Origin of the sequence: Streptomyces sp. NBC_01190, from assembly GCF_045039895.1 — a bacterium.
Classification (GTDB): domain Bacteria; phylum Actinomycetota; class Actinomycetes; order Streptomycetales; family Streptomycetaceae; genus Actinacidiphila.
In genome coordinates this window covers 3,656,323-3,679,226 of sequence record NZ_CP108580.1, presented here as the reverse complement: position 1 = coordinate 3,679,226, position 22,904 = coordinate 3,656,323, and the positions used below count along the sequence as shown (strand labels likewise).

Sequence of the window (22,904 nt, the reverse complement as noted above, 5' to 3'; positions counted from 1 at the left end):
CTTCTGTACGTCCCTCGGGACCTCTCGTAGAGCGAGCCGCGCATCGCCAGGGTCCAGACTTGCGCCTGACTTGAGACCCGAGATCCACTCTTCGATTTCTTCGGGATGTACACCGGGCGCAACCTCAGTGGTCAAGAAAAACCCCACCGCCACTGCCGTCTGACTAGCAAAAAGGTATTTGGAAAGCTCACGCCCGGTGGCCACCGCCTCCCCGTACCTATTTTTATCACCTTAGTATGCGGCCAGGATCTGATCATTCGATACGTAAGCCCGGGCCCCGCTCCAGGGTTCATTCGGCATTGCCTTGAAGAGGAGCACATGACGAATGGTGGAAGAAAGTAAAGGAAGATGTTTCTCGCCTGTCGACAACAGTGTATCCGCTGCGCTCCGCCGCTTCCCGGTATCGAGAACCGGGAAGACGTCTTCTGACAATCCATCGAAAACGAACATCTCTACGGGGATATTTGCCTCAATAATCGCGTGGAGGCGGTGCTGGCCATCGAGAAGTACACCAGCCTCGTCGAAGGCGATTCCCTGATGAGTCAGTTTCCATTCTTTACGCAGAATGCTCCCCGCAAGGGATCTCACCCGGCCCATGTCCAGACGTCTATTGACCGAGGCTCGGGAAAGAAAAGTTTCGGCGAGCGCAGGGGTTACTTTGACGATTCGTGAGACCGGGTTTTGTTTCGGTTCTTCGGGCTCGGCATGAGCAATAGTCATCCTCTTATCCTAAGCCCGTCAATTCCCGGAACCCCCGCTTTATTCAAAAGTGATCAATTCTGATCACTTAAGCACTATTCGAAGGCCTATCGGTGTCAGCTTCGATCTTTCGTGATGGTCTGCCAGTGGAGTCGGCAAACCATTTCCCTTTCCGTGGCTGCTGAGTGGCACGTTGATGGCCTGGCTGTCGCGTCGGGTGGGTGCCGGGTTCCACGGCTCGTCGGGCGGCTCTGCTCGCAGGGAGGAACGTTCTGGTCAGCCCGGGTTCGGGAGAGCCTCAAGTCGTGCGAGGGCGCCAGTGATCACGCTCGTCCAGGGCCAGTGGAATGCGAATCTCAGGTGCCATCGGCGGGTGATTGTGCCGAGTCGGGCGGCAACCGGCACCTCTTAGCTTGACTCTGTCGGTGATCTTGGTGTTCCCCGGTGCGGTGGCCTGATCGTCAGGCATGCTCGGGCTGTTCCGAAGGCCGATGCAGCTGCCGCGGTGTCCGTTGTCGCTCCGTTCCCGTTCCGGTGAGCAAGTCCCGTCTCTGACCGCGCGGGTCGCGCGGGCGAGCAATCCGGGCGGCACGACGGCGATATGGGTACGTGATCGCCTCGACGGGCTGTTGAACGATGAAGACTTCGCCGACTGGTATCCACGTGACGGTCGTCCGGGCCTCTCACCTGCCCAACTGGCCACCATCTGTGTGCTGCAGTTCTTACTCGGTTTGTCGGACCGGCAGGCCGCCGAGGCGGTGCGCTGCCGCATCGACTTCAAATACGCCCTCGCGCTGGAACTCGATGACCCCGGCTTTCACCACAGCGTGCTGTCCGACTTCCGAGAGCGCCTCACCGTGGGAGACCGTGCCGACCGGCTCTTGGACCTCGCGCTGGTCCGACTCAAGGACGCCGGGCTCGTGCGTGAACGCACCACGCAGCGCACCGACTCCACGCACGTTCTGGCAGCGGTGCGCGACCTGACCCGGCTGGAACTGGTCACCGAGGCGGTCCGTGCCGCGCTGGAAGAAGCAGCCCGCACGGCCGAACACCTGCTGGCCGGACTGGTCGACGAAGAATGGGGGCGCCGCTACGGCCGGCCGGTCCGGTTGGGGAAGAACCCCACCCGGCCCAAGACCCGGATCCTGGCCGCTGGCGAGGACGCCTGCCGGCTGCTGGAGCACCTCCACCGGCACCGGCCGGGCTACCCGCCCGGCCCGCAGGCCGAGGCGCTGCGGGAGATCGTCGTGCAGAACTACTACCGCGACGAGGCGGGTCGACTGCGCTGGCGCACCGCTGATGACGGCGGCCTGCCGCCCTCCTCCTGCGCGATCGTCTCCCCCTACGACATCACGGCGCGCTACGTCCGTCACGGCCACATCATCCGCTGGAAAGGGTTCGCCGCGCACGTCACCGAGACGTGTGACCCCGACAGCACCAACGTGATCACGGACGTGGCCACCACCTCGGCCGCCACCAACGACGGCCAGGCCCTGCCCGGCATCCACACCCGCCTCGCGCGTCGCGAGCTGCTGCCCGGCGAGCACCTGGTCGACGGTGGCTACACCTCCCCGGTCCACCTGGAACGCGCCGCCCGCGAACACCAGATCACCGTCAGCGGCCCGCTACCGGGCAACCCCACCCGCCAGCACAGGAAAGGCGAAGGCTTCGACCGGGACGACTTCCACATCGACTCCGACCGCCGCCAGGTCACCTGCCCCCAGGGCCAGGTCAGCGCGGGATGGCACGGCCCCTACCCGACCTCCTCGCCCACCGCCGCCCCGCTGATCGTGGCCCGGTTCACCAAGAGCCAGTGCCGTCCCTCCCCGGCCCGCACCCGCTGCACCACCACCGCCGACAGCGCCCGGACCGTGGGTTTTTCCCCCGCGGGAACTCCGTGACCTGCAACTCCGTGTCCGGGCTGACCAGCAGACACCCGGCTGGAAGGCCCGCTACGCGGTCCGCTCCGGAGTCGAGGGCACCATGAACGAGTTCGCCCACGGACACGGCATGCGCCACTGCCGCTACCGAGGACAGCCGAAAGCCCACCTGCAATACGTCCTCACGGCCATCGCCGTGAACATCGAACGCCTCAGCAGCCGGTCAGAGACAGGGGAACTCTCATCACCGAGACCGCCGACCGCCTTCCAGACCTTCCTGGACCATAAGGAGATCCCCCGGTCGAAGTCCTGGCGAACCCTCGGCACCTGAGCCCAAGCAACCAAGATCACCGACAGAGTCAAGCGCCTGACCGGGCGCAACATCCTGGCCGAGCCCGAACCGGGCCTGTTCGCCCCACCACGACCGTATCTGTCCGGCAAGCAGCACTGACCAGCGCGCCTACCCGAGGTCTGAGCTCGAATCGGCCGATGACTCAAGGCCCGTCGCCTCGGACGGCGTGGCCTTGATGCTCCCCGGAGCCCAACCGAGGACTTCCTCGAACGTGCGGGCAACGGTCGGAGTGGGCAGGTCCCCACAGTCGCGTTCGAAGGTCCTGATGGTCGCGTGACTCAGCCAGGTACGTCGTGCGAGCTCGCGCTCCGAGATACCTTCGGCTTCACGGAACTCGACGAGGGCTCGCGCCAGCCGTGCCGATTCCTCACTCATGACCGCAGTATGCCGCTGAGTCCTGGCTGCGACAGCCTTCTGTCTCGATCCCAGACCGCAAGGGCAGCGGGAGGCCCGCTAACTGCCCTGCCCTGCACGTCAATCCCGCGACAGAGAGAAATCGGGGAACAGCGGAAATGGATCGCTCGCCCCGCAACTTCATCATGATCGAAAACCCCGGAAACCAAGATCCACGACAGCGTCAAGCTCAGGTAACTCACACCAGAGGGAGGGAATGCCCAGGACGCCGAGTTGACGATCACATCGGCTGGAGTGCGCGCGATCCTCTGAACGGTGGGGAGCCACGTCGATGATCGATGAGTCCTCGCCGTTTGGACTGGGAGAAGCTCTACGCTCTCAAGCGGCGATGCGGAACCTCGCTCAAGGCCATCGTCTACCGCGCACTCTGTCGGCGTGTTTCGCGAGACAATCTACAATAGAGCGATGATGACGCTGTCCCAGCATGGGGGTCCGGAACCTTGCGACCTTGGGCCCCGCGAGTCCCCGCTGCTTCTCGAGTCCGCCGTTCGCCTCTGCGAGTACACTGGCGTGACCTTCGGCGACATCGTTGCCAGGTCCGGCCTGCCTCTGGAACTGGCCGATCAGGTCTGCACCACGGCGACGATGACCCGCCTCCGCCTCACTCTTCCGTCCTCCGAGGCGGATGGGGACAATGCCCCGCTTGATGACGGATCAGGATTTCTGCAACTCGTCGAATGGTGAGTGGCTCGTCGTATCGAAGATAGGTAAGTGAGGCTCCCGCAAAGCCTTTCGGCTGCTGCGGGGGACTCGCATACCGGCTGTTTTCTCGGCGGTGCGGCGGCGGCACCCTGGTGCCGCGAAGCTGCTCAGTCTTCCTCTCGGGCTTTCTCCACGTCACTCGCCCGGAGAATGGCGGTCTTCAGCCGGCCCATCTTGCTCGCCGTGGTCGCAGGCGGGCATGCCCGCACGACCACGATGTACACGCGGACGCCTGCCATGTCGAAGTACGGCGGCCAGGAATCTGCCGGGCCGTCGCCGTCGACCACCAGAGTGCGGTTGTCCGTACGGTTGAAGACGACCAGGTAGGCGACGTGCTTCCCGTAGTCCAGGGCGTACTCGTACACCTGCCGGACGCCTCTGGCGACGTAGGCGACGTCCCCCTTGAACAGCTTGCCGTCGAGGACGATCGGGTCCTCACCTTCGAGTTCACCGACCAGGTCGGGCTCTCCGGTGGTCGAGCGCGGCTTCGCGTAGGTGACGTAGTGGGCGTCCTGGAACAGGAATTTCTGCAGGTCGTCGTTGTACAGCTCCTCACCGGTCGAGGTCCTCTCCAGGTACTGGGCGTTGAGAGCGACGCGATTGAACCGCTCGGTGAGGTAGACGTAGCGGCGCAGGGCGGCGACGACGCTGCTGCGATTCTGCAGCTGCTCGGCAAGCCAGTCGAACAGCGGGGTGAAAGCGTCGTGGGCGAACTGCCGGATCATATCGTCGATGTTCCTGGTCGTCCGGGCGCAAATCTGGACGGCCAGGTTTTCCGCCTGATCGGGCTGAAGGCTGCTCAGTAGATCCCAGGCGAGCACGGCACGGCCTTCTTCGGTCTGCGTCGGCCAGACGATGCCGTCTTCGTCCTGGCACTGGCGCAGCCAATCCTCCTGCGGCGGCGGCTCCTCGACCTTGCGAGCCTCAGCGATAATCGCAGCAAGGGGCGGCTGCTTGCCGATCCAGGCGGCGGTGTACTTGACCTCGCTGCCGAAGTTCTGCCGCCTCGAGCTGACCACCTGCCGGTAACGCCTGGCGAGAGATTGCTGCAGATCATCCAGTAGACGCATGTGGTTCGTCCTTCCGCCGACAGTGACCTGCTGAGAATCGCAGATCTCGCCGACAACGCGAGTACAGGGCGCTGAGATCTTGCTCCTCGCCCGTCAGGTGGACTCCTATTCGGTTCCGCGACGAACCCCCGGCCGGGACAGGCGGCCGGACATCGCCGGCCCCTTGGGCAGTGGTGCCGGCAGGCCGAGATGCTCCTGGTGCTGGAGGAGATCGAACCAGCCGGTCCGCGTGCCTCCAGGTTCGGCCCGTGCCGGCTTTTCCCCTCCACCACCGGCGTCCTCGGCCTCACAGGTGCCTGCGGCCGGATGCTCGGCCAGCCCGCCGCGGCGGCTGGTCCCACGAGCACCACGGGGTCTTCGCACGGCTGGGCGCGCCACGGCAGCGGTGCGCGGTCCGTCGGCTTCGCCCCCGATCGGTTTGGGGAACCGTGGATTGCCGGGCGTAAGCGGCTGTAAGTGCTATGAATGGTGGGCATGCAGTGAGACGCAGCCGCTCAACGCTGTTCAAACGGGTACAGCCCAGTACGCGGGGCATCGAATGGGACCAGAACTGAGACCACGCAACGACGAAGGTCCCCACCGCGCAGCGGTGGGGACCTTCGTTTCGGCTGGTCAGCCGGTGCGGAGGATACGAGATTCGAACTCGTGAGGGGTTGCCCCCAACACGCTTTCCAAGCGTGCGCCCTAGGCCACTAGGCGAATCCTCCGGGGGGAACAGTACAGGGCCTGAGGGGGTGGGTGCGAACTCGATCCGGGTGGGGGGATCGGGTAAGGTTGCGGTCAGCCCCTCACGTGGCGCTATCTCGCTGAACTCCCCCAGGGCCGGAAGGCAGCAAGGGTAGGTGGGCTCTGGCGGGTGCGTGGGGGGTCTTTGCTTGCCCCGGCGCCGGGCCCGGGGCAGGTGCCTCGACCCCCAAGAGGTGCGCACGGGCCGGGTCGTGGTGGGGCCAGGGAAACCGCGCAGCCCGACTTCGGGGGCAAACGATCTCGCGGGCCCGGAAACGGGGTGGGGCCGAGGGGATCGCCGGGGCCGGGGCGCCCCCCGGGGGGGCGATGGGGGCCGCGGGGGCTGATCGCGGTGGGCCCGATGGGGGCCGCGGGGGCTGATCGCGGTGGGCCCGATGGGAGCCATGGGGCCGAGCGTGGGGGCCGGGGCGCTCCGGGTGCTGAGGAGTCGCCCGGGGCCAATCGTGGTGGGCCTCAAGTGAGCCGCGGGGGCTGATCGTGCTGGGCCCGATGGGAGCCGCGGGGGCTGATTGCGGTGGGGCCGATGGTGGATCGCGGGTGGGATGTCGGTGGGCACGGATAGGGTCGTAGACGTGTCCCTCGCTCTGTATCGCCGCTATCGTCCCGAGACCTTCGCCGAGGTCATCGGGCAGGAGCACGTCACGGGCCCGTTGCAGCAGGCGCTGCGGAACAACCGGGTCAATCACGCGTACCTGTTCAGTGGGCCGCGCGGGTGCGGGAAGACGACCAGCGCGCGGATTCTCGCCCGCTGTCTCAACTGCGAGCTGGGGCCGACGCCGACGCCGTGCGGGACGTGTCAGTCCTGCCGCGACCTGGCCAGGAACGGCCCGGGGTCGATCGATGTGATCGAGATCGACGCGGCCTCTCACGGCGGTGTGGACGACGCCCGTGACCTGCGGGAAAAGGCGTTCTTCGGGCCCGCGGGCAGTCGGTACAAGATCTACATCATCGACGAGGCGCACATGGTCACCCCGGCGGGGTTCAACGCCCTGCTGAAGGTGGTCGAGGAGCCGCCGGAGCACCTGAAGTTCATCTTCGCGACCACCGAGCCCGAGAAGGTCATCGGCACCATCCGGTCGCGTACGCACCACTATCCCTTCCGGCTGGTCCCGCCCGGCACCCTGCGCGACTACCTCGCCGAGGTGTGCGAGCGCGAGGCGATCCGGGTCGAGGACGGGGTGTATCCGCTGGTGGTGCGGGCGGGCGCCGGCTCGGTGCGGGACTCGATGTCGGTCATGGACCAGCTCCTCGCCGGGGCGGGTGCGGACGGCGTGACGTACGCGATGGCCACCGCGCTGCTCGGTTACACGGACGCCGCGCTGCTCGACGACGTGGTGGACGGCTTCGCGGCCGGGGACGGCGCGGCGGTCTTCGAGATCGTGGACCGGGTGATCGAGGGCGGCCACGATCCGCGCCGTTTCGTCGCCGACCTGCTGGAGCGGCTACGGGATCTGGTGATCATCGCGGCCGTGCCCGACGCCATGGAGAAGGGGCTGATCGACGCCCCCCGCGAGGTGGTGGAGCGGATGTCGGCCCAGGCCTCGGTCTTCGGCGCCGCCGAGCTGAGCCGGGCCGCCGATCTGGTCAGCACCGGGTTGACGGAGATGCGCGGTGCCACCTCGCCGCGGCTCCAGTTGGAGCTGATCTGCGCCCGGGTGCTGCTGCCGGCGGCGTACGACGACGAGCGGTCGACGCAGGCGCGGCTGGAACGGCTGGAGCGGGGGATCGCCTCGGGCGCCATCGGCCTCGGGTCGGGGTCCGCGCAGCCGGGTTACGGGGCGGGTGGCGGCGGTACGGGTACGGTCCCTGGCGTGGGCGGCGGCATGCCCCCCGGTGCGGGCGGCGGGCCCGCTGCCGCGCGGGCGGCCCTCGGGCGTACGGCTCCGGAGGCGGGCCAGCAGGGCTCCCCACAGCAGCCGTCGGCCCAGCAGCGGCCGCCGGTAGCGCAGAGCCCCGGACCGCAGTCGGCGCAGCAGCCCCCTTCCCAGCAGGCCCCTACAGCGGCCCCCGTACCGCAGCCCGCTGCTGTGGCGCCCACCTCGCCGCCGCAGCAGCAGAACCAGCACCAGAACCCGCCGCAACCGCAGGGCGCCCCCGTCGACGAGCCGCCGGCCGCCCCCCGCCCGGGTGCCTGGCCGGTGGCCCAGAGCGGCGGCGCGGGCGGCTCGTCGGCTGGAGCGCCGGCCACCGCGGCTCGCCCCGGTGCCTGGCCGACCGCGGCGGCCCCCGGCGCACCTCAGCCCGTACAGTCGGCCCAGCCCCTACAGCAGGCCCAGTCCGCCCAGGCCCCGCGATCCCCGCAACCGCCGCAGTCCCCGCCGGCCCAGCCGCAGGCGGCCCCCCCTTCGGGCAACCGCCAGCCCGTCCAGGGGTCCGGCGACTCGGCCCGGGTCCGGCAGATGTGGCCGAACATCCTGGAAGCGGTGAAGAACCGCCGCCGGCTGACCTGGATGCTGCTGTTCAACAACGCCCAGGTCGCCGGGTTCGACGGGGAGACCCTGCAAATCGGGTTCGACAACCCCGGCGCCCGGAACAGCTTCACCAACAACGGCAGCGAGGACATCCTCCGGCAGGCGATCAACGACGCGCTCGGCGTGGAGTGGCGGATCGAGGCCATCGTGGATCCGTCCGGCGGGGGCGGCGGCAATGGCGGCCCGGCCGGCGGTTCCGGGGGCTATGGCGGCCCTGGCGGTACGGGCGGGCCCGGCGGGTTCGGCTCCGGCGGCGCGCAAGGCGGCTTCGGCGCCGGTGGGCCCGGCGGTTCCGGTGCCCCGGGCTTCGGTTCCGGCGGCGGCTCACCCCGCCCGCCCGCCGCACCCCCCGCGCAGCCGCAGCCGCCCGCCGGCCCCTCCGCGTACGGCGGCGGCGCCCCCGCCCCGGCGTCCTACGGTCAGGGCCCCGGCGGCGGAAGCGGCGGCGCCCCCGGCTCCGGCGCCCCCGGCTCCGGCCCGGCCGCCTCCCTCGCCGAGCGCTCCGGCCCCGCCTCGCCCGGCGCCCCCGCGGGCCCGCCGCCCCCGCCGCCCGACGACTACTCGGACTACGGCCCGATCGAGGACGACATCCCCGAGGACGACGACCCCGATCTGGTCGACTCGGTGCTCAGCGGCCACGACCTGTTCATCAAGGAACTGGGCGCCACCGTGATCGAGGAGATCAGCCACGGCTGACCGGGCGGCCGGACCAGCCGCCGTACCCGCTGACCCCGTACTCACCGGCCCCGTACCCGCTCACCCCGTACCCACCGGCCCCGTACCCGCTGACCTGGACGCTGACCTGCGGGTTCGCCGGCCAGAGCCTGGCCGGGCGCCGATGCCCTCCTTCGGGCGGACATCGGGTCGCGTTGATCCTTCGCAGGGTGTAGGGCGTTGCGCCGTACGAGCACGTAGGCTCGCACTGTCACGTAGTCGCGCGACGGGTGGGCACCCCGGTCACGCGGTCACGGCCATGCCCATCACCAGGGCCATGACCGGGCCGTGGCCCTGCCGGATCCGTCGGCCGCGACCCAAGTCAAGCCGTAAACGCAGCACGTCAGGAGCGAAACCGTGATCCCTGGTGGCCAGCCGAACATGCAGGCGCTGCTCCAGCAGGCGCAGAAGATGCAGCAGGACCTCGCCGCGGCCCAGCAGGAGCTGGCCGAGTCCGAGGTCGAGGGCACCTCGGGCGGTGGCCTGGTGCGGGCGACGGTGACCGGTGCGGGCGAGCTGCGCGCGCTGGTGATCGACCCCAAGGCTGTCGACCCCGAGGACACCGAGACGCTCGCCGACCTGGTGGTGGCGGCCGTCCACCACGCCAACGAGGCCGCGCAGAAGTTGCAGCAGACCAGGCTGGGCCCGCTCACCGAGGGGCTTTCCGGTATGCCAGGACTGCCGTTCTGACCGCTCTGGCGGCTCCGCCTGGTCTGGCGGCTCTGCCCGGTCCGGCCGCTCTGGAAGTTCCGGCCGGTCCATGACCGGCTCGCCCGGTTCCGGCCCGCTCCGGCAGCTGCGAACCGGGTTTCGATTGACCGACTGACTGATGATCCCAAGGAAGGCGCGTCGGCGTGTACGAAGGCGTGGTTCAGGACCTGATCGACGAACTGGGCAGGCTGCCCGGCGTGGGTCCCAAGAGCGCGCAGCGGATCGCCTTCCACATCCTCCAGGCCGACCCCGCCGACGTACGGCGCCTCGCGCATGTGCTGTCCGAGGTCAAGGCCAAGGTGCGGTTCTGTGCGGTGTGCGGGAACGTCGCCCAGGACGAGCAGTGCCGGGTGTGCCGTGATCCGCGCCGGGACCCCGCGGTGATCTGCGTGGTCGAGGAGCCCAAGGACGTGGTGGCGGTCGAGCGCACCCGTGAGTTCCGCGGGAAATACCACGTGCTGGGCGGTGCGATCAGCCCGATCGAGGGCGTGGGGCCTGACGACTTGCGGATCAGGGAATTGCTCGCCCGCCTCGCGGACGGCACCGTCACCGAGCTGATCCTCGCGACGGACCCCAATCTGGAAGGGGAGGCCACGGCCACGTATCTGGCCCGGATGGTGAAGCCCATGGGTCTGCGGGTGACCCGCCTCGCCAGTGGGCTCCCGGTGGGCGGGGACCTGGAGTACGCGGACGAGGTCACGCTGGGGCGGGCCTTCGAAGGAAGGCGGTTGCTGGATGTCTGACACCGCGGTGAACAAGAACGCGCCGAAGGGCGTGAACAAGAGCGCGCCCGAGCACGTTGAAAAGAACGTGACCAACGACGTGGCGAGCGATACGACGATCAGCGCGGCGAGTGATCCGGCGGGTGATCCGGCGAGCGATCCGACCAGTAGTGACCTGGCGAAAGACGTGGCGAAAGACGTGGCCAACGACGTGACGACCAAGACGACAGCGGACGCGACGACGAGTGTGACGACGGGGACGACGAAAAACCGGGCCGGAAACACGACGCACGCGCCGCACACCCCGCCCGCGACGGACACCGCGGGCAAGGCCGCGAGGAGCGCGGCCGCACGGACCGCGGCGGCGGGCGCCGGCTCCGGGCGCGGCGAGGAGCCGGACGAGTTCGCGGTGCAGATCTCGGACCAGATCGAGAGCTTCATCCTCGCGGTCCGTGAGGTCGCCAAGGGCGACGATCCCGACAGCGCGGTGCCGTACCTGCTGCTCGAGGTCTCCCAGCTCCTGCTGGCCGGCGGCCGGCTCGGCGCGCACGAGGACATCGTGCCGGACGAGCGCTACGAGCCGGATGTGGGCCCGGAGCCGGACGAGGACGATCTGCGGCAGCGGCTGGCGGCCCTGCTGGAGCCGATAGACGTCTACTCCGAGGTGTTCGACCCGTACGTGCCCCGGTCCACGCCGGTGGCCTGCCGGATCTCGGACGACATGGCCGATGTGGTGGCCGACCTCACCCATGGGTCCGCGCATTTCCGGGCCGGGCGGATATCCGAGGCGCTGTGGTGGTGGCAGTTCTCGTACCTGTCCAACTGGGGCTCCACCGCGAGCGCGTCGCTGCGGGCGCTCCAGTCGCTGGTGGCCCACGTACGGCTGGACAGCCCGCTCGACGAGCTGGACGGTCTGGACACGGGTGGCGAAGGGGACGACGAGGAGAAGCTCGCGCAGGAGGCGGGCCTGGTGATGGAGGCCGAGCTGGGGACGATCGGCCGGCGCCGCGGCAGGTGACCGCGGCGGGGTCCCCGACATCAGGCGGCATCCGGCGGGGTCCGGGGGGTCGCCCGGCGTCAGGCGGCGTCCAGCGGGTCCTCGCCGTCCGGCGGCACCCTGTGACAACTGGTGTCACCCGCTGCTACCCGATGCCGCTCGGCCGTGTCGCTCCGGCGCCCGCCGATCGACGCCTTTTGATCACGTACTGAACGCCCTGTCTCACCATGCAAGACGTACGGGGCGGACCCGACCTGCTCGTTAAACTGGGCTGACCGCATTCACCCCTGAGCGAGGAGCGCACGTGGGCCTTGTCGTGCAGAAGTACGGCGGCTCCTCTGTCGCCGATGCCGAAGGCATCAAGCGGGTCGCCCGACGGATCGTGGACACCAAGAAGGCGGGCCATCTGGTCGTCGTCGTGGTGTCGGCGATGGGCGACACGACGGACGAACTGATCGATCTCGCGGAGCAGGTCTCACCCATCCCGGCCGGTCGCGAATTCGACATGCTGCTGACCGCCGGCGAGCGGATCTCCATGGCGCTGCTGGCGATGGCGATCAAGAACCTCGGCCACGAGGCGCAGTCCTTCACCGGCAGCCAGGCCGGTGTGATCACCGACTCGGTGCACAACAAGGCGCGGATCATCGATGTGACCCCGGGCCGTATCCGCACCGCGCTCGACGAGGGCAACATCGCGATCGTGGCCGGCTTCCAGGGGGTGTCCCAGGACAAGAAGGACATCACCACGCTCGGGCGGGGCGGCTCGGACACCACGGCGGTGGCGCTGGCCGCGGCGCTCGAAGCCGAGGTCTGCGAGATCTACACGGACGTCGACGGGGTGTTCACCGCGGACCCGCGGGTGGTGAAGAAGGCTCAGAAGATGGAGTGGATCGCCTTCGAGGACATGCTGGAGCTGGCCAGCTCCGGCTCGAAGGTGCTGCTGCACCGCTGTGTCGAGTACGCGCGCCGCTACAACATCCCGATCCACGTCCGGTCCTCCTTCTCCGGGCTGCCGGGCACCTGGGTCAGCAATGAGCCCCCGGCGGGATACCGGGCGCCGCGGCGGTCGATGCGCGGTTCCGCCCAGGGGTCAGGGCAGGCGGCGGGGCAGGGATCAGGGCACGGAACAGCGCAGGGATCAGGGCACGGGTCAACTCAAGGGGACAAGTCGATGGAACAGGCGATCATCTCGGGTGTCTCGCACGACACGTCCGAGGCCAAGATCACGGTCGTCGGGGTGCCGGACAAGCCGGGCGAGGCGGCGACGATCTTCCGGGCCATCGCGGACGCCGAGATCAACATCGACATGGTGGTGCAGAACGTGTCGGCTGCGGCCACCGGGCTCACCGACATCTCCTTCACGCTGCCGAAGTCCGAGGGGCACAAGGCGATGGAGGCGCTGACCAAGGCGCAGACCCTGATCGCCTTCGACTCGCTGCGCTACGACGACCAGATCGGCAAGATCTCCCTGGTCGGGGCCGGGATGAAGACCAATCCCGGGGTCACCGCGACCTTCTTCGAGGCGCTCTCCAACGCCGGGGTGAACATCGAGCTCATCTCGACCTCCGAGATCCGGATCTCGGTGGTGACGAGGATCGACGATGTGAAGCCGGCGGTGCAGGCGGTGCACTCGGCGTTCGGGCTGGACAGCGACAACGACGAGGCGGTCGTGTACGGCGGCACCGGCCGCTGAACCGGCGGGAGCCCGGGGAGCCCGGGGGCTCGGGACCGAAGGTTACCGGCGGGCACACCGACCGTGGCCGGAACCGGCGGCCGACCGGCGGGAAAACCACGCGGGGCGTGACGATGAAATCGTTGCGCCCCGCAAGCGTTTCGGCTGAAACCGCAGGTCTGGACCACTTGAACATCGCCTCCACCCGTTGGACAATTTGCTCTTCCCCGGCTGCAACCGACCGTCGGGGAAGAGCGTCTTTGTGTCAGCGCACCATGCCTATGGCGCTGCGCACCGAGCGTGATCCGGGGAGAACGCCGGTGCAAACAAGGCATTGAGGAAGAGCTGGTACGCATGGGGATAACTGGCGCTCGGTGGGGCGGCTTGTCTTGCGCGTACAACCCTGACGGGGGGATGCGTGTCCAACTGGCGTGGCGGAGGCTTTGGGTTTCGAGACGGTGTTCGGACGGCGTGGCGGCGTACTCGCGCCGTCACGAGCCGGGGGGCTGCCGGTGATCGCGCCCTGGCCGGTCCGGGTGGCCGGTACGACCGTCGACAGTGGGGATACTGACACCGCGATGGCAGTCGGCACCACGGTCGACCACCTCACCGAGACCTACCGTGCGCATTACCGCTCACTGCTCGGCCTGGCCGCCCTCCTGCTGGACGACACCGCCTCCTGCGAGGACGTGGTCCAGGAGGCCTTCATACGGGTGCATTCGGCGCGGGGCCGCGTCCGTGATCCCGAGAAGACGCTGGCCTACCTGCGGCAGACGGTGGTGAACCTCTCCCGGTCCGCGTTGCGCCGGCGCATTCTTGGCCTCAAACTCCTCTCGAAGCCCATGCCCGACATGGCCAGCGCGGAGGAGGGGGCGTACGAGATCCTGGAGCGTGATCAGCTCAAGGCCGCCATGCGTCTGCTCCAGCGCAGGCAGCGCGAGGTGCTGGTGCTGCGGTACTTCGCCGACATGACCGAGGCACAGGTCGCCGAGACCCTCGGAATTTCCCTGGGCTCGGTGAAGGCGTACGGTTCACGAGGCCTCGCGGCGCTCCGCGTCGCGATGGAGGCACCGGCATGACCACCCCCAACGCTCCGGACGACGCACACGGTATGGATCCGAAGAACCCGCGCCACCCCTGCGACGACCTCCTCGCCCCGAGCGACGGGACGGGCGGCGCCGACGCGCCGACCCACCCCTTCGACCTGACGGCCGGCCCCGGTCCCGACGCTCTCGACCCCTTCGGCGAGTCGGCCGACGAGGCGGCGCTGCGTGCTCTGCTGCGGGACGCCGTCTCCGGTCTGCACGGGTCGCCGCAGGCGCTCGACCACTTGCGCCGGGCCATCCCGATCCGCCGGCAGCGCCGCAGGCAGGCCCTGGTCGGGGCCGCTGCCGCCGTGGTCCTGGTGGGCCTGGCGGTACCGGCGCTGGTCCGGGCCACCGGCAGCAGCCGCGGCGCCGGCGTCACCGCGGCGAGCGCGTCCAGCTCCCACACCGGCGCGCCCGGCGAGGACGGACACACCACGGCCTGGGGCGACTCCCACGGCCACCCCGGGCAGAAGTCCCCGGCGCCGGGCGCCGGGCAGCAACCGACACCGCCCCCCGCCGGCGCCGGCAAGGCCACCAGCGCGGCGCCCACTCCCACCGGCACGGCGCCGGACGCACCGGTCTGCGCCAGCACCCAGCTCGGCCAGGGCACCAGCCAGGCCGACGCCCCCGACTCCGGCGGCCGGGTCTACGGGTGGTTCCGCCTCGCCAACGTCTCCGACACCGCCTGCACGGTGCCCAGCGGCGGCGTGGTCCAGGCGGTCGCCCAGGGTGCCGCCGACCTCTCCAGGATCCAGGTCGTGGACCACACGGCGGGCGACCCCGCCGCCGGACTGCCCGCCGCGCCGTCGAACGGCCCGGTCGTGCTCAGCCCCGGTCAGCAGTACGAGGTCGCCTTCGCCTGGGTGCCCTCCGGCGACGGCCCGGGCGGCTGTCCGGTGCCGCCCACCACCCCGCCGCCCACCACTCCGCCGCCGACGGACACGCCGAGCGATCCGCCGACCACCGGTACGGCGGGGGGCGCCACCGATCCGAGCAGCACGGGCAACGCCGCCTCGACCCAGCTCGGCGAGGACGCGCCCACCTCCCCGGCGGCCGGCAGCGTGGTCCTGAACCACACTCCGTCGGTCGGCGGCCCGGTGGTCGAAGGACCGGTCATCGAGGACGTCTGCGCGGGCACCGTCTACACCACCCCCGTCATCCCGGAACCGGCCGACTCCCCGTCCTCCTGACCGCGGGCCGCCCGGGCGACGGCACGGCGGCCCCCCCGGGGGACGCCCTCGGGGCACGGCACGGCGCCCCCGGGAGGCCGTGCCGGGGCGCCCGGCCGCTCACCCCGGTTCCCCTTTTGCCCGGGGTCGGTTGCGGCCGCCCCGGCGAGTGCCCGTACGGTGGGGGCGTGTACCGGTTCCTCCTCACTCGTGGCTGGCTGGCCGTAAGCGCGCTCGCCCTGCTCGCCGTGCCGCTCTGCGTGTTCATGGGGAGTTGGCAGCTCAGCCGGTTCGAGGTGCGGGTGGACCAGCACAAGAACGCCCAGCACGACGAGCGCCGTACCGCCGCGGCGGCTCCCGTCTCGCTGCGCCAGGTGCTGCCGGACACCCGGGCGACTCTCTCCGGTGACGACTCCGGACGGATCGTCAGCGCCACCGGCCGCTACGACAGCGGGCACCAACTCCTCGTCCCCGGCCGCACCCTCGACGGACGGGGCGGCTTCTACGTCCTCACCCCGCTGCGGGTCGCCGACGGATCCGCGCTGCCGGTGGTCCGGGGCTGGCTGCCCGGCGACGCGTCCGCCGCCGAGCGCTCCGGTACGGTGCCGACCGCCCCGGCCGGTCAGGTCACCGTGGCCGGAGCGGTGCAGTACCCCGAGACCACCGACACCGCCGACGTCGAGACCGGGGTGATGCCGGCCGGTCAACTCGGCATGATCAGTGCGGCTTCCCTGGTCAATGTCCTCCCTTATCCCGTGTACGGCGGCTGGCTCACCGCCTCGCACCCCGCGCCCCCGCTCAAGGCGGTGCCGCCCGTCGCGCCCCCCAACAGCGGCCTCGACCTGAAGGCCTTCCAGAACCTCGGCTACACCGGGCAGTGGTTCGTCTTCGCCGGCTTCGTCGTCTTCATGTGGTTCCGCCTCGTGCGCCGCGAGGCGGAGGCCCGGGCGGACGCGGCGCTCGGGCTGCTGCCGGAGGGCGAGGAGAGCGCTGACCCGCGGGAGGACCAGCGGGAAACCGAGCCGGCGAGTGCCGAGCCCGCCGCGAGCCAGGCGCGTTAGGGAGCAGTCCGCCGGTGGGACGGCCCGCCAGAGGACCCCGCCGGCGGCCCCCCCGCCGGGGAGCGGCCCGCCCGATCGGCCGACCGCCCCCGACGGCGGACTCGATCAGCCGCCCACGTGGCGCAGAGCGAAGGCCAGTTCAAGCCGGATCTGCTTGATCCGCTCCTCCACCACCAGCGAACCGTGCCCCGCGTCGTACCGGTACACCTCGTGCGGCTTCTCCAGCTTCCGCAGTCGCTCGACGTAGTTCTCGATCTGGCGTATCGGGCAGCGCGGGTCGTTGGTGCCCGCGCTGATGTAGACCGGCGCGGAGACCTGATCCACATAGGTGAGCGGCGAGGACACCTGGTAGCGCTCCGGGACCTCCTCGGGGGAGCCGCCGAAGAAGGTGCGGTCCAGGGACTTCAGGGCCTCCATCTCATCGGCGTACGCCGTCGGGTAGTCGGCGACGGGGACGGCCGCGATGCCCACCGCCCAGTCGTCCGGCTGGGTGCCGAGGCCCAGCAGGGTGAGATAGCCGCCCCAGGAGCCGCCGGTGAGCACCAGCCGCTCCGGGTCGGCCAGGCCCGAGGAGACCGCCCAGCCGCGGACCGCCGCGATGTCCTCCAACTCGATCAGGCCCACCCGGTGCTTGAGGGCGTCCGTCCACTCCCGGCCGTAACCGGTCGAGCCCCGGTAGTTGACCCGGACCACCGCGAAGCCGTGGTCGAGCCAGGCGGCCGGTCCGGCGGCGAAGGCGTCGGAGTCGTGCCAGGTGGGGCCGCCATGGATCTCGAAGACGGTCGGGAACGGGCCCGCCCCGCTCCCGGCCGGGCGCTGCACCAGCGCGTGGATCTGTCCGGCCGGGCCGTCCACCCACACGTCCTCCAACGGCACCGAGTCGGGTGCCCGCAGACCCGGCGCCTCCAGCACGACCGCCCCGGTCGTGGACCGTACCGACGGCGGTTGGGCCGCGGACGACCACAGGTACTCGACGCTGCCGTCCGGCCGGGCCGTCGACCCGGCCACGGAGCCCGCCGGGGTGTCGAGCGGCGTCAGCCCGCCGGCCGCCAGGTCATACCGGAACATCTCGCTGCGGGCGTGGAAGTCGTGCACCACCAGCAGCGCGGCGCCGTCCGGATACCACTCGGCGTGCACGTCCCCCGGCAGGTCGATGGCGAGTGCGGTCTCCTCGCCGCTCGCCACGTCCCAGATCATCGGCAGCCAGCGGTCGGCGCGCTGGTGGCCGACGAGCAGCCGGGTGTCGCCCGGCACCGGGGCGAAGCCCAGACAGTCGAGTCCCAGCTCGCGGCTGCCGCCCTCGGTGTCGTCCAGCTCGGCGACCGCCGAGCCGTCGGCCACCCGGATCACCCGCAGCGCGCTGTGCATCGCGTCACCGTGCTCGGTGTGCTCGATGACGAGCAGCGTGCCGTCCTCGGAGAGATCCCCGACGCCCGCGGACTCCTCGTGGCGGTAGATCTCATAAGGAGCCGTGGCGTCGGGCCGCACCACGTGCACGGAGGTGCCCTCGTCGTCCGTCGAGCGGCCCACCACCGCGAGGCCGCCGACGCCGAGCGCCAGCCCGGCCGGATAGGAGGGGGTGAGGTCCGGCGCCGCCGGTATGTCCTCGCCGCCGCCGAACGGCTGCTTCATCCAGACGCCGAACTCGTCCCCGTCGGTGTCGGAGAACCACCAGACCCACTCGCCGTCGCGGCTGAGCGCGCCTTCCGTCGTCCCGTTCGGCCGGTCGGTCACCTGGCGGCGGCCGCCCGTCGTCCGGTCCCACGCATACAACTCGTACGTACCTGTCACATTCGACACGAACAGGCTGCGGTCAGGGGCGTCGGCCGCCCATTCCGGCAGACCGACGCGCGGTGCGCGGAACCGCTTCTCCCAATCGGGCATGGACCCGTTGGCGGGTCCGGTGATCTCGTTCATGCCACCATCATGCTCTGCCCCACGCACATTCGGTGAGAGGTCCTTCGCAGGCTGTGGATAACTTCTGGCCGTCGCGGGGTGGCGGAGGAGGGGGTTGACAGGAGCGGAGTGTGTGGTTTTGACTACAGAGAGTGTTCGACGGCATGCGAGAAGTCGGCCGGCCCCCACCGGTCTCGCTGCCGCGTCAGTCCGCCCGGGTCGCTCCGCCCGGGTCAGTCTGTCCACCTCAGTCCGCTCGGGTCGCTCCGCCCGACCCCAGGCCCGTCGTGTCGTCGCGCACCACGACTACCGGGCAGGACGCGTGGAGGGTGACCGTATGACTGACTGAGCCGAGCAGGGTGTCGCGGAAGGTGCCGTGGCCGCGGGCGCCGACCACCAGGAGTTCGGCGTCCTTGGAGCGGTCGAGCAGGGCGTGTGTCGGGTTGCCGATCACCACGAGTTCGGTGACGGGCACCGCTTGCTCGCCCGGCAGGGCGGCGGCGACCGCCTTGGCCAGCGCGCTACGGGCAGGTTCTTCCAGGTCGAGGTGTTCGGGCAGCTCGGGTAGGTCGGACCAGCCCAGCGCGCCCGGCAGCTCCCAGGCCAGCACGGCCTCGACCGTGGAGCCGCTCAGCGCGGCTTGGCGGGCGGCCCACCGGAGCGCTTGCAGGGACGGTTCCGAGCCGTCGACGCCGACCACGATCCGGCCCGGGCCGCCCGCCGACTCGCCGCTCGGCTCGGGGGCGGGTGCGCTCAGCCGTTCGGCCGCGGTCAGTCCGGTGGACCCGGTCGACCCGGTGGCTCCTGGGGGTCCGGTGGGTTCGGCCGGGCCGCCCAGCGGCTGCTCGACGGGCTCGCCCTCGGGGTCCGCGATCGGCTCGACCATGGCGGTCATCTCCTCGTTCGGTGCTTATCCGCGTTCAGCCCGTTCACCGCGTCCAGCGCGTTCACCACGCCGCCGGCTCAGCAGCGGTGAGCAGCGCTGATTCACGTTTCGTCCACGCGCGGCCGGGCGTGGGCCCGTACGCGGACCGGCTGCCCCCGGGGGTGTGGCGCAAACCGGCGGCAGGGCGCGGGGAGCTGCTCGGGGACGGCGGAGAGGGGGTGGGTGATCCGTACGGCGCCGGGGCCTGGCATCGCTCAGCCCCGACCCTTACCCTCGGCCGTCACGCCCCCCGGGCCGTCACCCCGGCCCTCATCCGCTGCCTCCTCGGCGGTGCCGTCCGACGGGCCCGAAGGTCGTGTCTCTTGGCCCCGCCGCGAGGCGAACTCCCCGGCGGCACGGGCGTACGCGGCGATCCACGCCTCCGCCTCGGCGAGCCGGCCGGGGGCCGCGCGCAGGAAGTGGTCGCGGCCGCGGACGTCCCGGCGTACCAGCCCGGCCCGTTCGAGTACGCCGATGTGCTTGGAGACGGCCGCGAGCGACATGGGCAGCGGGCGGGCGAGGTCGGTGACGCGAGCCTCCTCCATGTGCTGGAGACGGCGCAGGATCTCCCGGCGGGTGGGGTCGGCGAGGGCGGCGAACGTCAGGTCGAGGGCGGACGGGGCCGCGGATCGGTCAACCATGTCGTTCAACGTTACGCGTCGTGCCCAGGCGCAGCCGGCCGGTCGCGGGCGGGCGGCCGAAGCCGGTGTCGGCGGGACGCCCGGGGCGCCGCGCCGGGGTGCGTGCGGGTGGGAGCGGGGGTGTTGGTAGTGGCCACGGCCTCGGGCTAGTTCCCGGGGTGGGTGCGGGTGGGGAGCGAGGGGTGTCGGTCACGCCCTTGGGCTAGCTCCTGGGGTGCGTGGGCGTGGGGAGCGGGGGAAGGGGGGAGGGGCGCGCCGTAGGATCGCGGGGCCGGACCGCATTCAGGGGAGAGCACGTGAACATCGACCACACCGCCGGGACCGTCGCCGCTCAGGACCTCAACGGGGCCTTTGTCGGGCGGACGTTCTCCTACGAGACCACTCAGGGCTTTCCCGTGTTCGGCAGGGTCGCCTTCATCGAGATCAAGCCGACCGAGGTGCTGCTGACGCTCGACGGCGTGCTGCACGAGGGGTCCAGCGTGGTCATGACGCTCGCGCCCACCGACGAGCTGTCGTTCAGCGCCGTCGCGGGCTGACCGCCCACGCGGCGCCGATCGCAGCACCTATCGCAGCGCCGATCGCCCACCCACCGGCGGTGGGCGCCGGTCCCGCGGTCAACTCTTCGGCGCGGCGGCCACGATGACGACGCAACCGTCGAGCATCGGTCCCAACTCGGCGGCCACGGTGGTGAGCGGGCGGATGTCCTGTTCCGAGCGGGCGATCAGCAGGGCGCCCTCCAACGCGCTGATCATGAGCGTGGCGAGGGCGGGGGCCTGGGTGGCAGGCACGCCCATGGCGCAGAGGGCCTCGGCGACCGGGGCGTTCCAGGTGGCGAAGGCCGCGGCGGCGGCAGTCCGGGTGGAGGCGGTCGACTCGGCGCAGTCCACCGTGGCGGCGGCCACCGGGCAGCCCAAGGCGTAGCCGGCGGACTGGAGTTCGTCCGTCCACTGCCGCACCATCGCGGCGAAGAGCAGGCTCGGTCTCGGCTCGGGCATGGCGGCGAGGAAACGGGCGATCCGGTTGCCCGCGTAGCGGCCCGACCAGGCGACCGCCTCGTTGACCAACTGCTCCTTGCCGCCTGGGAAATAGTGCTGGAGGGAGCCGCGCGGCGCCTCGGCGTGCGCGGCGACGTCCCGCATACCGGTCGCGCTCACGCCGTCGCGGCGGATGAGCTGGGCGGCGCTGAACACCATGCGTTCGCGCGGGCTGTACGTGCGGCGCCCCGCCGGGTCCGCCATCGCCGACCGCCACCTCTCCTGAATCCGTGCCGTGCCGTACGGGCGGTACGCGCCGCGCCGTCCGGCCTGTACGTGCCGCACGTCCGCACGTGCCTGCTGCTGGGCCGACCAATTACGCAGTCGCGGTCAGGCCAGCTTATAGACGCCGGTCAGCCCCTCGCGGGTACGCACACCGCCGTCCCGCTCCAAGTGGCGGGTGAGCGCGGCCAGTAGAGCGGTCCGGTCGGGCAGGACCGAGGCGGCCACCCGCTCGACGCCGCGGGCCCGGGCCCGGCTCAGCAGCAGTTCGATCATCGCGGTGCCGACGCCCTGCCGCTGCCAGGCGTCGCCGACGAGCACGCCGAGTTCGCCGACGCCTGGGCCCGCGCCCGCGCCCAGACCCGACCCCGCGCCCGAGCCCAGACCCGCGCCCGGACCCGACCCCGCACCCGATTCCAAGGCTGTGGCGAGGCTGGCCAGCCCCAGCAACTCGGCGCGCCCGGTCGCGTACGCCACCACCGCGTCGTGTTCCTCGGGGCGCCCGGCGAGCGCGCTGTCGAGGTATTCGCGGGGCCAGCCGCGCAGCCGTCCGAAGAAGCGGAGGCGGACGGTTTCGGCGGAGCAGGCGGCGAACAGGGCGGTGAGGCCCGGGCGGTCGGCGGCGTGGACCGGGCCGACCCGCCACCCTGGGGGAAGGGCGGTGAGCACCGCGGTACCCGCTATGACAGTCGTCATAGGAGCCAGTATTATGACGCTCGTCATAGAGGGCAACCCCCTCCGCTCAGCAGAAGACGGCGGTACGTGATGACGGCGACGGAGACGGTGCCCGTGGGCTTCCTCGGCCTGGGCGTCATGGGCCGCCCGATGGCCCTCAACCTGGCCCGGGCCGGTACCCCCCTCACCGTCTGGAACCGCACCTCCGCCCGCTGCGCCCCCCTGCGCGCGGCCGGCGCGACGGTCGCCGCGTCCCCTGGCGAGGTCTTCGAGCGGTCCGGCACCGTCCTCCTGATGCTCGCCGACGAGGCCGCCATCGACGCCACCCTCGGCCGCCGCACCCCGGACTTCGCCCGTTACGTCGCCGGCCACACCGTCGTACACATGGGTACGACCTCCCCCGGCTACTCCCAGGCGCTCGAAGCCGATGTCCAGGCGGCGGGCGGGAGTTACGTGGAGGCACCGGTCTCCGGCTCCCGGGTCCCGGCCGAGAAGGGCCGGTTGGTGGCGATGCTGGCCGGCGCGGACCCGGCCGTCGAGACCGTACGCCCGCTGCTCGCGCCGATGTGCCACGAGACCTTCCGCTGCGGGCCGGCCCCGAGCGCCCTGCTGATGAAGCTCTCGGTGAACCTCTTCCTGATCACCCTGGTCACCGGGCTCACCGAGGCGTTCCACTTCGCCGACCGACACGGCCTGGACAAGCGCCAGTTCCTCGATGTCCTCGACGCGGGTCCGATGGCGAGCGGGGTCTCCCGGATGAAGTCGCCGAAACTGATGGACCGTGACTTCGCCGTTCAGGCCGCGGCGTTGGACGTGCTGAAGAACAACGAGCTGATCGCCGAGGCGGCCAGGGAGTCGGGCATCGCCTCGCCGCTGCTCGACGTCTGCCATGCCCTCTTCGCCGAGACGGTCACCCTGGGCCACGCGGAAGGCGACATGGTCTCCGTTCTGCATGCCATCGAGGCTCGTACCGCGACGGCCCGCGCCCTTAGGCTTCGTCGGGCACACATTCCAGGCGGGTCGACGTGAAGGGCGGGGCCGG

20 protein-coding genes, 1 tRNA gene, 1 other RNA gene and 1 pseudogene are annotated in these 22,904 nt (G+C 70.7%); 14 read left to right on the top strand and 9 right to left on the bottom strand.

From position 1 onward, the window contains the following. Positions 1–231 precede the first annotated feature (231 nt). Positions 232–720: a hypothetical protein gene (locus tag OG519_RS15210; protein WP_405583529.1), complete on the bottom strand. Its 489-nt coding sequence runs from the start codon at positions 718–720 to the stop codon at positions 232–234. A gap of 608 nt (positions 721–1,328) precedes the next feature. Between OG519_RS15210 and OG519_RS15205 the strand changes: the two genes are divergently transcribed. Further along, positions 1,329–2,600 carry a transposase gene (locus OG519_RS15205; RefSeq protein ID WP_405583527.1) on the top strand — a complete coding sequence of 424 codons (1,272 nt, stop codon included), beginning with the start codon at positions 1,329–1,331 and terminating at the stop codon, positions 2,598–2,600. 1 nt (position 2,601) lies between these two features. Continuing rightward, positions 2,602–2,910 (top strand): transposase, encoded by a 309-nt coding sequence (locus OG519_RS15200; protein ID WP_405592742.1) that lies wholly within the window; start codon positions 2,602–2,604, stop codon positions 2,908–2,910. 129 nt (positions 2,911–3,039) lie between these two features. On the opposite strand, the gene OG519_RS15195 is transcribed toward OG519_RS15200, so the two are convergent. Then, positions 3,040–3,306 (bottom strand): multiprotein-bridging factor 1 family protein, encoded by a 267-nt coding sequence (locus tag OG519_RS15195; RefSeq protein ID WP_405583525.1) that lies wholly within the window; start codon positions 3,304–3,306, stop codon positions 3,040–3,042. Positions 3,307–3,855: 549 nt separating this feature from the next. Between OG519_RS15195 and OG519_RS15190 the strand changes: the two genes are divergently transcribed. Further along, positions 3,856–4,029 (top strand): hypothetical protein, encoded by a 174-nt coding sequence (locus OG519_RS15190; RefSeq protein ID WP_405583523.1) that lies wholly within the window; start codon positions 3,856–3,858, stop codon positions 4,027–4,029. Between the two features lie 125 nt (positions 4,030–4,154). Here OG519_RS15190 and OG519_RS15185 read toward each other — a convergent pair whose 3' ends face one another. Next, positions 4,155–5,117, bottom strand: coding sequence for a hypothetical protein (locus tag OG519_RS15185; protein WP_405583521.1), 963 nt, complete (start codon positions 5,115–5,117; stop codon positions 4,155–4,157). Positions 5,118–5,739: 622 nt separating this feature from the next. Continuing rightward, positions 5,740–5,824: transfer RNA gene (locus tag OG519_RS15180), tRNA-Ser, on the bottom strand. Positions 5,825–5,896: 72 nt separating this feature from the next. Between OG519_RS15180 and ffs the strand changes: the two genes are divergently transcribed. From ffs to OG519_RS15135, 9 genes and pseudogenes are all read left to right on the top strand, one after another. Then, positions 5,897–5,993: signal recognition particle sRNA small type (ffs, locus tag OG519_RS15175), an RNA gene on the top strand. 443 nt (positions 5,994–6,436) lie between these two features. Continuing rightward, positions 6,437–9,031, top strand: coding sequence for a DNA polymerase III subunit gamma and tau (locus OG519_RS15170; RefSeq protein ID WP_405583519.1), 2,595 nt, complete (start codon positions 6,437–6,439; stop codon positions 9,029–9,031). 375 nt (positions 9,032–9,406) lie between these two features. After that, the gene (locus OG519_RS15165) at positions 9,407–9,739 is read left to right on the top strand and encodes a YbaB/EbfC family nucleoid-associated protein (protein WP_405583517.1); all 333 of its coding nucleotides are present in this window, start codon (positions 9,407–9,409) and stop codon (positions 9,737–9,739) included. A gap of 164 nt (positions 9,740–9,903) precedes the next feature. After that, positions 9,904–10,503: a recombination mediator RecR gene (gene recR / locus OG519_RS15160; RefSeq protein WP_405583515.1), complete on the top strand. Its 600-nt coding sequence runs from the start codon at positions 9,904–9,906 to the stop codon at positions 10,501–10,503. Between the two features lie 370 nt (positions 10,504–10,873). Further along, positions 10,874–11,500, top strand: a pseudogene (locus OG519_RS15155) (DUF5063 domain-containing protein); the annotation flags it as partial. A 283-nt stretch (positions 11,501–11,783) separates the two neighbouring features. After that, complete coding sequence (locus OG519_RS15150) at positions 11,784–13,172, top strand: aspartate kinase (protein WP_405583513.1); 1,389 nt, start codon at positions 11,784–11,786, stop codon at positions 13,170–13,172. Between the two features lie 491 nt (positions 13,173–13,663). Continuing rightward, positions 13,664–14,230 carry a SigE family RNA polymerase sigma factor gene (locus OG519_RS15145; RefSeq protein ID WP_405583511.1) on the top strand — a complete coding sequence of 189 codons (567 nt, stop codon included), beginning with the start codon at positions 13,664–13,666 and terminating at the stop codon, positions 14,228–14,230. Continuing rightward, positions 14,227–15,429, top strand: a complete 1,203-nt coding sequence (locus tag OG519_RS15140; protein WP_405583509.1) for a hypothetical protein — start codon at positions 14,227–14,229, stop codon at positions 15,427–15,429. The genes OG519_RS15145 and OG519_RS15140 overlap by 4 nt, the downstream gene beginning before the upstream one ends. 167 nt (positions 15,430–15,596) lie before the next feature. Beyond that, the gene (locus OG519_RS15135) at positions 15,597–16,469 is read left to right on the top strand and encodes an SURF1 family protein (RefSeq protein WP_405583507.1); all 873 of its coding nucleotides are present in this window, start codon (positions 15,597–15,599) and stop codon (positions 16,467–16,469) included. A gap of 105 nt (positions 16,470–16,574) precedes the next feature. On the opposite strand, the gene OG519_RS15130 is transcribed toward OG519_RS15135, so the two are convergent. The 3 genes from OG519_RS15130 to OG519_RS15120 form a co-directional block, all read right to left on the bottom strand. Further along, positions 16,575–18,386: a prolyl oligopeptidase family serine peptidase gene (locus OG519_RS15130; RefSeq protein ID WP_405583506.1), complete on the bottom strand. Its 1,812-nt coding sequence runs from the start codon at positions 18,384–18,386 to the stop codon at positions 16,575–16,577. 226 nt (positions 18,387–18,612) lie between these two features. Beyond that, complete coding sequence (locus tag OG519_RS15125) at positions 18,613–19,122, bottom strand: universal stress protein (protein WP_405592740.1); 510 nt, start codon at positions 19,120–19,122, stop codon at positions 18,613–18,615. A 383-nt stretch (positions 19,123–19,505) separates the two neighbouring features. After that, the gene (locus tag OG519_RS15120; protein ID WP_405583504.1) at positions 19,506–19,931 is read right to left on the bottom strand and encodes an ArsR/SmtB family transcription factor; all 426 of its coding nucleotides are present in this window, start codon (positions 19,929–19,931) and stop codon (positions 19,506–19,508) included. A 296-nt stretch (positions 19,932–20,227) separates the two neighbouring features. On the opposite strand from OG519_RS15120, the gene OG519_RS15115 reads away from it, so the two are divergent. After that, positions 20,228–20,467, top strand: coding sequence for a hypothetical protein (locus tag OG519_RS15115; protein ID WP_405583502.1), 240 nt, complete (start codon positions 20,228–20,230; stop codon positions 20,465–20,467). Between the two features lie 78 nt (positions 20,468–20,545). On the opposite strand, the gene OG519_RS15110 is transcribed toward OG519_RS15115, so the two are convergent. Both OG519_RS15110 and OG519_RS15105 read right to left on the bottom strand, forming a co-directional pair. After that, positions 20,546–21,124: a TetR/AcrR family transcriptional regulator gene (locus OG519_RS15110; protein WP_405592738.1), complete on the bottom strand. Its 579-nt coding sequence runs from the start codon at positions 21,122–21,124 to the stop codon at positions 20,546–20,548. A gap of 171 nt (positions 21,125–21,295) precedes the next feature. After that, entirely contained in the window at positions 21,296–21,883 is a 588-nt protein-coding gene (locus OG519_RS15105) for a GNAT family N-acetyltransferase (RefSeq protein ID WP_405583500.1), read from the bottom strand. An 87-nt stretch (positions 21,884–21,970) separates the two neighbouring features. Between OG519_RS15105 and OG519_RS15100 the strand changes: the two genes are divergently transcribed. Further along, positions 21,971–22,891, top strand: coding sequence for an NAD(P)-dependent oxidoreductase (locus OG519_RS15100; protein WP_405592736.1), 921 nt, complete (start codon positions 21,971–21,973; stop codon positions 22,889–22,891). The last annotated feature ends 13 nt before the right edge of the window (positions 22,892–22,904 follow it).

Bases quoted from the DNA above. Each gene is read 5' to 3' on its own strand.
- OG519_RS15210 (WP_405583529.1), bottom strand. From the start codon at position 720: ATGACTATTGCTCATGCCGAGCCCGAAGAACCGAAACAAAACCCGGTC.
- OG519_RS15195 (WP_405583525.1), bottom strand. From the start codon at position 3,306: ATGAGTGAGGAATCGGCACGGCTGGCGCGAGCCCTCGTCGAGTTCCGT.
- OG519_RS15185 (WP_405583521.1), bottom strand. From the start codon at position 5,117: ATGCGTCTACTGGATGATCTGCAGCAATCTCTCGCCAGGCGTTACCGG.
- OG519_RS15140 (WP_405583509.1), top strand. From the start codon at position 14,227: ATGACCACCCCCAACGCTCCGGACGACGCACACGGTATGGATCCGAAG.
- OG519_RS15130 (WP_405583506.1), bottom strand. From the start codon at position 18,386: ATGAACGAGATCACCGGACCCGCCAACGGGTCCATGCCCGATTGGGAG.
- OG519_RS15120 (WP_405583504.1), bottom strand. From the start codon at position 19,931: ATGGTTGACCGATCCGCGGCCCCGTCCGCCCTCGACCTGACGTTCGCC.
- OG519_RS15110 (WP_405592738.1), bottom strand. From the start codon at position 21,124: ATGGTGTTCAGCGCCGCCCAGCTCATCCGCCGCGACGGCGTGAGCGCG.
- OG519_RS15105 (WP_405583500.1), bottom strand. From the start codon at position 21,883: ATGACGACTGTCATAGCGGGTACCGCGGTGCTCACCGCCCTTCCCCCA.